This is a genomic window from Streptomyces sp. DI166, from assembly GCF_900091315.1.
GTDB classification, from domain to species: domain Bacteria; phylum Actinomycetota; class Actinomycetes; order Streptomycetales; family Streptomycetaceae; genus Streptomyces; species Streptomyces fuscus.
Window position 1 is genome coordinate 1 of sequence record NZ_FLSP01000181.1, and the last position, 7593, is coordinate 7593.

Consider the following 7593-nt stretch of genomic DNA (forward strand, 5'->3'; position numbering starts at 1 on the left):
TCACACGGGCGGGGTGGGCTCGTGCGGGGTCGGTGCGCGTGGCTGGGCTTTTGGCCGGGGCCGGGGGCGCGGGAGTACGGCCGCCTTGGCTGTGCCGAGGCGGTGACGGGCGTGGCTGTACGGCCTTCGCTGTGCCGAGGGGGTGACGGGCGTGGCTGTACGGCCTTCGCTGTGCCGGAGAGGGTGAACGGCACGGTCGTACGGCCGGGTTCGGGCAGGTGAGCCCGGGATGGAGCGGCACGCGGGTGGGGTGGGCGTGCGGACGGCGGGGCCTGGGTGAATTGGGGCGCCTCGGTGGCAGAGGTGGGCTGAGGCTTGGGTGACCTGGGTCTGGGTGACCTGGGTCTGGGTGGCCTGCGGGGGACTGGCCGTGGTCGGCCGGACAGGCGCGGGGGTGGCAGTGTGGCGACGGTGGTCGCGCGGGGCGGCAGCCGGGGGTGGGGCTGCGGGAACAGGACCGGGCTTCCGGGTGGGGTCTCCGGGGCCGGGACGTGCCGGGGGGAAGCGGTTCGCCGGGCGGGGTTTCCGGGGCGGGTGGAGCGTAGGCCGGGGTTTCCGGCGCCGGGTGGGGCGCCGGCCGGGGTTTCCGGCGAGGGGCGCTCGGGCCGGGGGCTCCCGGGCGGTCGGTCCGGGTGAGCCTGGCGGGCGCGTGGACGCGGGTGGCGTCAGGGTCGGACGGGGAGTTGACGTGCGCTGTGTCAGAAGGCCGCTGCGGCGATGCGTGGGAGTGGGGTGAACGTGGGGTGGGGGGTGGGGAGTTCGAGGTGTGGGGGGTGGGGGCGGGCGGGGGGTGGGGTGTGGCCGGCCAGGCGGGCGGTGTGTTGGAGGCGGGTCACCGCGACGACGGCGAGGGCCGCTCGCAGGGTGGCGAGGCCGCGCAGTCCGTCGGGGCGTTGGCCGGTCAGCAGGGCGATGCGTTGGAGGCGGCGGTCGAGGGTGTTGCGGTGGATGCCGAGGCGCAGACAGGCCCGGTGGCGTACTCCGTCCGCGGCGATGAGGGCCGCGAGGGTGTCCCAGAGCACGGGGTGCTCGTGCAGTGGCTCGACCATGCGGACGAGGCGCTCGGAGACGGCGGGGTTGGCCGCGGCGCCGTACTCGACCAGGACGTCGTCGAGTTCGTACACACCGGGCGGTGAGCCCAGGGCGAGGAGGGTGGTGCAGATGCCGTCGACGACCGACAGTCCGCTGTCGTCGGGCAGTTCCCGTACGCCGTCGCGACCGGCGTGGGAGTCCTGCCAGTGGACGGCGATCCACACCTCGCCCGGGAGGTCCTGGTGGGCGGCGCGGGCCAGCGCGAGCGCCTCGTCCTGGTCGGCGGCGCTGAGCAGCGCATGCGCGCCCTCGGGCGAGCCGAGCACCGTGGCGACGGCGTGGCCCCGGAAGGCCCGCTCGATGTCGGCGCGGGTGCAGGACGGCGCGCGGACGCCGAGCACCGCGCAGGTGTCGGGGGTGGGTGCCGGGTCCGCCGCCGGAGGTTCCGGCCGCGGCGGTTCGGTGTCGGCGCAGGCACTGTCGTCGGCCGCGATCTCGAAGAAGCCGCAGCTCAGTTCGCGGCCGACCCGGCGTCCCGCGTCGCCCAGGCGCAGCACGGTGACCTCGTACTTGAGGAAGTCCTGCTCCTGGCCGCCGACGGTGAGGTGGTTGATGAGCCGACGCGTCATCGTGCGTAGCATGGCGAGCAGTTCGTCGACCGATCCGCCGCGTCGCGCCCAGGCACGGCCCTCGCCGCGGATCCGGGCCGCGCTCTCGGTGCTCCAGTCCCCCTGACCCGAAACCACCTCGGTCAGAGCGGAGAACAGCTCCCACTGCACTCTGCGCCGAGCGTCGTCGGCGTCGTCGTTCCCCATGGTCCCGTCGGCCGGGAACAGCTGGTCAGGCTCGGGTGTCGCCGCCGCGTATGTCCTCATGTCCGGTCAGCAAAGACCACGAACATCAAAGGTGCATCAAAGCTCGCTCAGAGAGCGCTCGGAATCCTGAGCCACTCGATCACCCCTGTGCCATCATGACCACAACGGCAAGTGGTTCCTGTCTCCTTCGACTCGGCGGCGGATATCGGGAGCAGATATCGGCGGCACAGGTCCGACTCACTCCGATGGTGCGACACACACGATGACCAGAAGCGACACGTCCGCGAAGTCCACGGTGCTCGTCGTGGAGGACGAGTCCAGCATCGCCTCCATGCTGACGATGGCGCTCCAGTTCATGGGCTTCGAGGTGGTCACCGCGGCGTGCGGCGCCGAGGCCCTCGACCACGCCGCGAAGCATGCCCCGGACGTGATCCTGCTGGATGTCGTCCTGCCCGACATGGACGGCTTCGAGGTCTGCCGGCGGCTGCGGGGCACCGGCGTGAACGCGCCCGTACTGTTCCTGACCGCCCGGGACGCCGTCTCCGACAAGATCCGCGGTCTGGAGCTGGCCGACGACTACGTGACCAAGCCGTTCGACCTCAACGAGGTGGTGGCGCGCATCCGTGCGGTGATGCGCCGCGGCCGTGAGATAGCACCGGCCAACAACCGCAGACTGCGGGCGGGTTGGGTGGAGCTGGACCGCGACACGCGTGAGGTGTGGCGGCACGGACAGCCGGTGCAGCTGTCCTCGACGGAGTTCGCGCTGCTGCAGTACCTGCTGGAGAACGCCGACCACGTGATCTCCAAGGCGCAGATGCTCGACAACGTGTGGAGCTACGACTTCCAGGGCGAGTCGGGCATCGTCGAGACGTACATCTACTACCTGCGCCGCAAGCTCGGGGACACCGACCAGACCCTCATCCACACCGTTCGCGGAGCGGGGTACCTGGTGCGCACCAGCCCTCCCGCACAGGTCACGGAGGACTGAGCCGATGCCCACCGCCACCGGCGCCGTGCCGGTCCGCCGCGCCGCGGCACCGAGCCGTCCCGCGCCCGGACGGATACCCCGCCGGCTGAGCCGGGCGCTCCTCGCCCTCGCCTGCGTCGGTGTACTCGCCGCGCTGACGTGTGCCACGCTCACCTCCGACGACCGGCTCCACGCCCACCCCGTGCTGCAACCCGTCGCCATGGCCGTGACGCCCGTCCCCGCTCCCCCGGCCCACGCGGCCCACGCCGCGGGAACTCCGCGGCACGGCAGCCCGGTTGCCCCCACGGCCGCCGTGAGTACGGACGCCTCGGGACACACGGCGCTGTGCTCCCTGGCGCAGGCCGGACTCGCCCTCGCCGTCTCGGCGTTCGTACTGCTCCTGCTCGGCGCCCTGTGGTGCAAGCGGCGCACACTGGTGCCCATCCGGGAGATGACCCGCGCCGCCCGCCGGATCGCGGAAGGCGGCGAACAGCCCTCCGCACGGCTCCCCGAGGTCCGGCGACCGCAGCGGGAACTCCAGTCCACCGCCGACACCCTGAACTTCCTGCTCCGGCGCATCGAGGAGGGCGCCGTGCGGCGCAAGCAGATGGAACTGCGGCTGCACGAGCTGGTCGGCGCGGCCAGTCATGAGCTGCGCACCCCGCTCACCACCATCACCGGCTACACCCAACTGGCCCGGATCGGCGCCCTGGACGACCCGCGCCGCCTCGATCACGCGATGCAGCAGGTGCAGCGCGAGATCCAGCGGATGAACCGGCTGGTGGAGGATCTGCTGCTGATCGCCCGGCTCAGCCAGGGCGGCATGCTCGAACAGCGTCCGGTGGACCTGGCCGAGGTGTGCGCCGACGCGGTGGCCCGGACCCGGTGCTCCGGCGCCCGGCACGCCCTGCGCTGCCGCGCGGAGTTGCCGACGCACCTGGTGGAAGGGGACCGGCACCGGCTGGAGCAGGTGATCGGCCATCTCGTCGCCAATGTGCTGGACCACACGCCCGAGAACACCTCGGCCGAGATACGGCTCAGGCTGGACGACGGCCGCCAGGTGATCGATGTGGTGGACGAGGGGCCGGGCATTCCCGAGGCGGCCCGGGAGCGCGTTTTCGAGCCGTTCTTCCGCGCGCGGCACACCCCGACACCACCGGACGGCGACCCTTCCCGGGGGCGCGGTCTGGGCCTGAGCGTGGCCGCGGCGGTGGTGAAGGCGCACGGCGGCACGATCTCGCTGCGGCCGTCCGAGCGCGGGGCCTGGTTCCACGTCACGTTGCCCGCGCTCGACGAGCGAGCCCGGCTCGAAACCGCCCCGGTGGTGCGAGGCGCCCTCTCCTAGGCCGTGTCCGCACCGACCCGCCGGCGGACAAGTGCCCTTGGCGGACACCGCCCACCGCACTCCCCCGCGTCCCGCGGTGACCACCGTCACCCCGCCCGTGTCACGTGGATCACGGGAAAAACCAGGGATTTCCCTAGCGTTCCCCAACGGGCGGTCCGACGGCGCACGGGACGCCGGGAAGCGCCCGCAGCCCTTCCCGCGCGACGGGATCCAGTCGTGCACGGAGCGTGCCGTACCTCAACTCGCCGTAATGAACTGGGGTTTCACTTGATCGTCGCGGGGCTCGTGAACCATCGCGCTCAGTCCCGCCCGCGCACCGGCGGTTCGTCCGGTGGATCCGCCCCGTCGGTACGTGCGGCGCCCTCTCCGGTCCGGACAGGCCCACGTCGAGGCCTGTCTACGCGGTCTCACCTGCGATGGTTTGACTGTCAACTTCCGTCGCCCTTCGAAACATCCGAGCCAACCCCCGTAGCCCTGCGAATCACCGAACTTGGGTATCGTGCGGCAGCAAGGCCTTTTCTCGTCGCTTTCACGCGGCGACCTGGACGGACGGTGAGGTGTTCCATCGACGGCCTCCTGGACAGACCTCCGTTCCGGCGGGGCACGCCTCTGCACCCCTTACGGGCACGGCGCGGACCGGCGGCCATGGGGACTGCCCTCCTGCTGGTGGCGGTTGTCGCGGCGGCGGGGGCGTGCCTACCCGGTTCCTCGGCCCAACTCCTGGGGCCCGCACGGCACATGCAGCGCTCCTACGCGGCACACCCCGCACCGGGGAGTGCGCGGGAGACCGTGCCTGTCGCCCACCGGGCGGCGGCAGGGGTGGCCGTGCGACCTGCCCCCGTGGTGAACGCGGCGGTCGCGGCCACCGCCACCACCGGCGCGGTGACCCATGCCGCTGCCCCCGCTCCGGTCCCGGCCGCCGGCTCCGCGTCCCGCCGTTCCGGCTCGCCGACCTTCCTCGAACTGATGCTGCTCGGCGTGCTGTTGCCCGCCCTGATCTGGCTGGCGGTGCAGCTGTGGCGGGAGCGCGACAGCCGGCGCCGGTCGGAGCAGCGGATCCTGGAGTTCCTGGCCACCGCCGGGCACGAGCTGCGCACTCCGCTGACGGCGATCTCCGGCTATGTGTCGCTGGCCCGCATGGGCGGGCTGGCCGATCCGGAGAAGTTCGACGTGGCGATGGACCGGATGACCGACGAGACCAGGCGCATGTCGGCGCTGCTCGACGAGTTGGTGCTGCTCGCCCGGCTCGACCTGCGCCAGCCCCTGCACCGCGAACCGGTGAACCTGGCCCGGCTGTGCCGTGAGGCGGTGGCCGACGCGCAGGCCTCCTCGCCGCACCACCCGATCCGGCTCACCATCCTGCCGGGCCAGTACTCGGTGATCGGCGACCGGGACCGCCTCTACCAGGTGGTCGCCAATCTGCTGGCCAACGTCCGCCACCACACCCCCGTGGGTACCCGCACCGTCCTGGGGCTCGGCAACGAGGACGGCCACCGGGTCATCGAGGTGATCGACGACGGGCCGGGCATACCGCCCGAGTTGCGTGAGAAAGCCTTCGACCGGTTCGTGCACGGCGGCAAGCCGACCGCGCCGGTGCCGAAGGAGGCCTCCGGCGGCGGCAACGGTCTCGGACTGAGCGTCGCCGCGGCGGTCATCGGCGCCCACGGCGGCACGCTGACGCTGGAGCCGAGCGAGCGCGGCGCCTGGTTCCGCATCCGGCTGCCCGCCTGACGGCGCCGTCCGCCCGGTGTCCCTCGGTGCCACGCACGGGCCGCCGGGTCCGGTCGATCCCGACCGAAGGACTTTGACAGATATTCAACATCAAGAATTCACGGCGCAATTACCCGAATTCTCCGGCGTCTTCCGCCCGCGCCACCGCACGATGCGGCACTGAGTGCCCGGTGATGTTGCGAACGGGTGCAAATTCTCCGACCCGTGAGAAGATCCCGGGGACCACCGCACCGATCTGTATTCCCCGCGATCCGGCGGAATGCTCTTCACACTCCCTCAACATGTCCGAGGGCAAATGAGATCGACATTTGAGCTTCCCTTGAGGGCGGTATGAACTGGCCAAACCGGGAACAAAGCGGACCGAGACGGACTCCGCTCTCCTTTTTCGCGGAGGACACCGAGAACGACTTCGGCCCTTTCATCGGGGGCCAGAAGTTCACACAATAGCCACAGTTGACAGCTATAATCGCGGACGTTGCGCGTGTGACCGACGCCAACCAAGTGCACAGAACAGACGGCCGCCCACCGAGCGGTGAAAGCGCTTATTCCCGTCCTGGTGCACGCCGGGCCGCGTCGGCATTGTCACACCGCCTCCGTCCGTCAACCCCCCGCCATGACCGCCCCCACACAGAACATCCGGTGGCACCGTGAATATCGTTCCGGCACCGTCAGACACGCGCCCTCACGGCGCCCGCCTCCTGCGCGAGCGCGCCGCGCAGGACGGACTCGCGCCGCTGTACGGTCGGGAGGCCGAACAGGCGGCCCTGGTGCATCTGGTGACCCGGCTGGCCGCGGGCCAGGCAGGCGTCACCGTGCTGCACGGGGTCCCGGGCAGCGGGCGCAGCAAGCTCCTGCGCCGCGGCGTCGCCTTCGCCCGCGCGGTCGGGGTGCAGGTACTCACCGCGCTCGGGTCGGCGCCCTCGGCCCACACCCCGTACGCCTTCGTGGCCCAACTGCGTCCGCGGGCCTCCGCGTCGGCCGCGGCCCGGACCGCGCCGTACGGGGAGGGTTCCGTGGCGGACCGGTGCCGCGCCCTGCTGGCCGCCGCCCACCGGCCGACGCTGCTCGCACTGGACGACGTGCACTGGGCGGACGCCGAATCCGTGCAGGTCATCGGAGCGTTGCTGCGGCGGCTCGGCTCGGCGCCGCTCGGTGTGCTGATGACCGTCACCGGCACTCGCGGCGAGTTCCCCGACCGCTGCGCCGCGCTGGTCGACCAGGCGGCCTTCTGCCAGGACGGCGGAGGTCCGCTGCTGGAACTGGGGCCGCTCGGCGCGGCGGAGGTCCGCTCGCTGGTCGGCGCGGCGGGACTGCCCGAGCCGGCCGGGCCGCGCGATCCGTGGTGGGAGCACGCCGTACGGATCAGCCGCGGCAACCCCTGGCTGCTGCGCCGGACCCTGGACGAACTGCGGCGCGAGCCGGGCGAGATGACCCCGGGACAGCTCAGGAAGGCGTTCGCCGAGGGGATCGAGACGGCCCGCTCGGAACTGGCGGCCCAGACCGTCGCCCGGCTGGACGAGGCGCCGCTGACCCTGCTGCGCGGACTGATGGTGTGCCGGGGACTGGTGCCGGTGGACCGGGTGGCCGCGTTCGTCGGGCTCGGCGCACCCGACGTACCCGGCGCGCTGCGGGCGTTGCGGGCGTACGGGTTGATCGACCACGGTGACCCGCCGCGGCCCGCGCTCACCGAGCGCGCCGCCTCC

5 protein-coding genes are annotated in these 7593 nt (G+C 72.2%); 4 read left to right on the plus strand and 1 reads right to left on the minus strand.

The features are described 5' to 3' along the window. Nucleotides 1-698: 698 nt before the first annotated feature. On the minus strand, nucleotides 699-1907 hold the full coding sequence (locus GA0115233_RS39115) for a helix-turn-helix domain-containing protein (RefSeq protein WP_093725451.1): 1209 nt from the start codon (nucleotides 1905-1907) through the stop codon (nucleotides 699-701). A 202-nt stretch (nucleotides 1908-2109) separates the two neighbouring features. Between GA0115233_RS39115 and GA0115233_RS39120 the strand changes: the two genes are divergently transcribed. The 4 genes from GA0115233_RS39120 to GA0115233_RS39135 all read left to right on the plus strand — a co-directional run. Continuing rightward, nucleotides 2110-2835 (plus strand): response regulator transcription factor, encoded by a 726-nt coding sequence (locus tag GA0115233_RS39120; RefSeq protein WP_093725453.1) that lies wholly within the window; start codon nucleotides 2110-2112, stop codon nucleotides 2833-2835. 4 nt (nucleotides 2836-2839) lie between these two features. Next, nucleotides 2840-4159: a sensor histidine kinase gene (locus tag GA0115233_RS39125; protein WP_093725454.1), complete on the plus strand. Its 1320-nt coding sequence runs from the start codon at nucleotides 2840-2842 to the stop codon at nucleotides 4157-4159. A gap of 645 nt (nucleotides 4160-4804) precedes the next feature. After that, nucleotides 4805-5890 (plus strand): sensor histidine kinase, encoded by a 1086-nt coding sequence (locus tag GA0115233_RS39130; protein ID WP_093725456.1) that lies wholly within the window; start codon nucleotides 4805-4807, stop codon nucleotides 5888-5890. A gap of 647 nt (nucleotides 5891-6537) precedes the next feature. After that, nucleotides 6538-7593: ATP-binding protein (locus tag GA0115233_RS39135; RefSeq protein WP_176712106.1), on the plus strand; the 1056-nt coding region annotated here is incomplete at its 3' end.

What these genes read in the sequence shown, in the direction of transcription:
- GA0115233_RS39115 (WP_093725451.1), bottom strand. Translation starts at nt 1,907, where the DNA reads ATGAGGACATACGCGGCGGCGACACCCGAGCCTGACCAGCTGTTCCCG.
- GA0115233_RS39120 (WP_093725453.1), top strand. Translation starts at nt 2,110, where the DNA reads ATGACCAGAAGCGACACGTCCGCGAAGTCCACGGTGCTCGTCGTGGAG.
- GA0115233_RS39125 (WP_093725454.1), top strand. Translation starts at nt 2,840, where the DNA reads ATGCCCACCGCCACCGGCGCCGTGCCGGTCCGCCGCGCCGCGGCACCG.
- GA0115233_RS39130 (WP_093725456.1), top strand. Translation starts at nt 4,805, where the DNA reads ATGGGGACTGCCCTCCTGCTGGTGGCGGTTGTCGCGGCGGCGGGGGCG.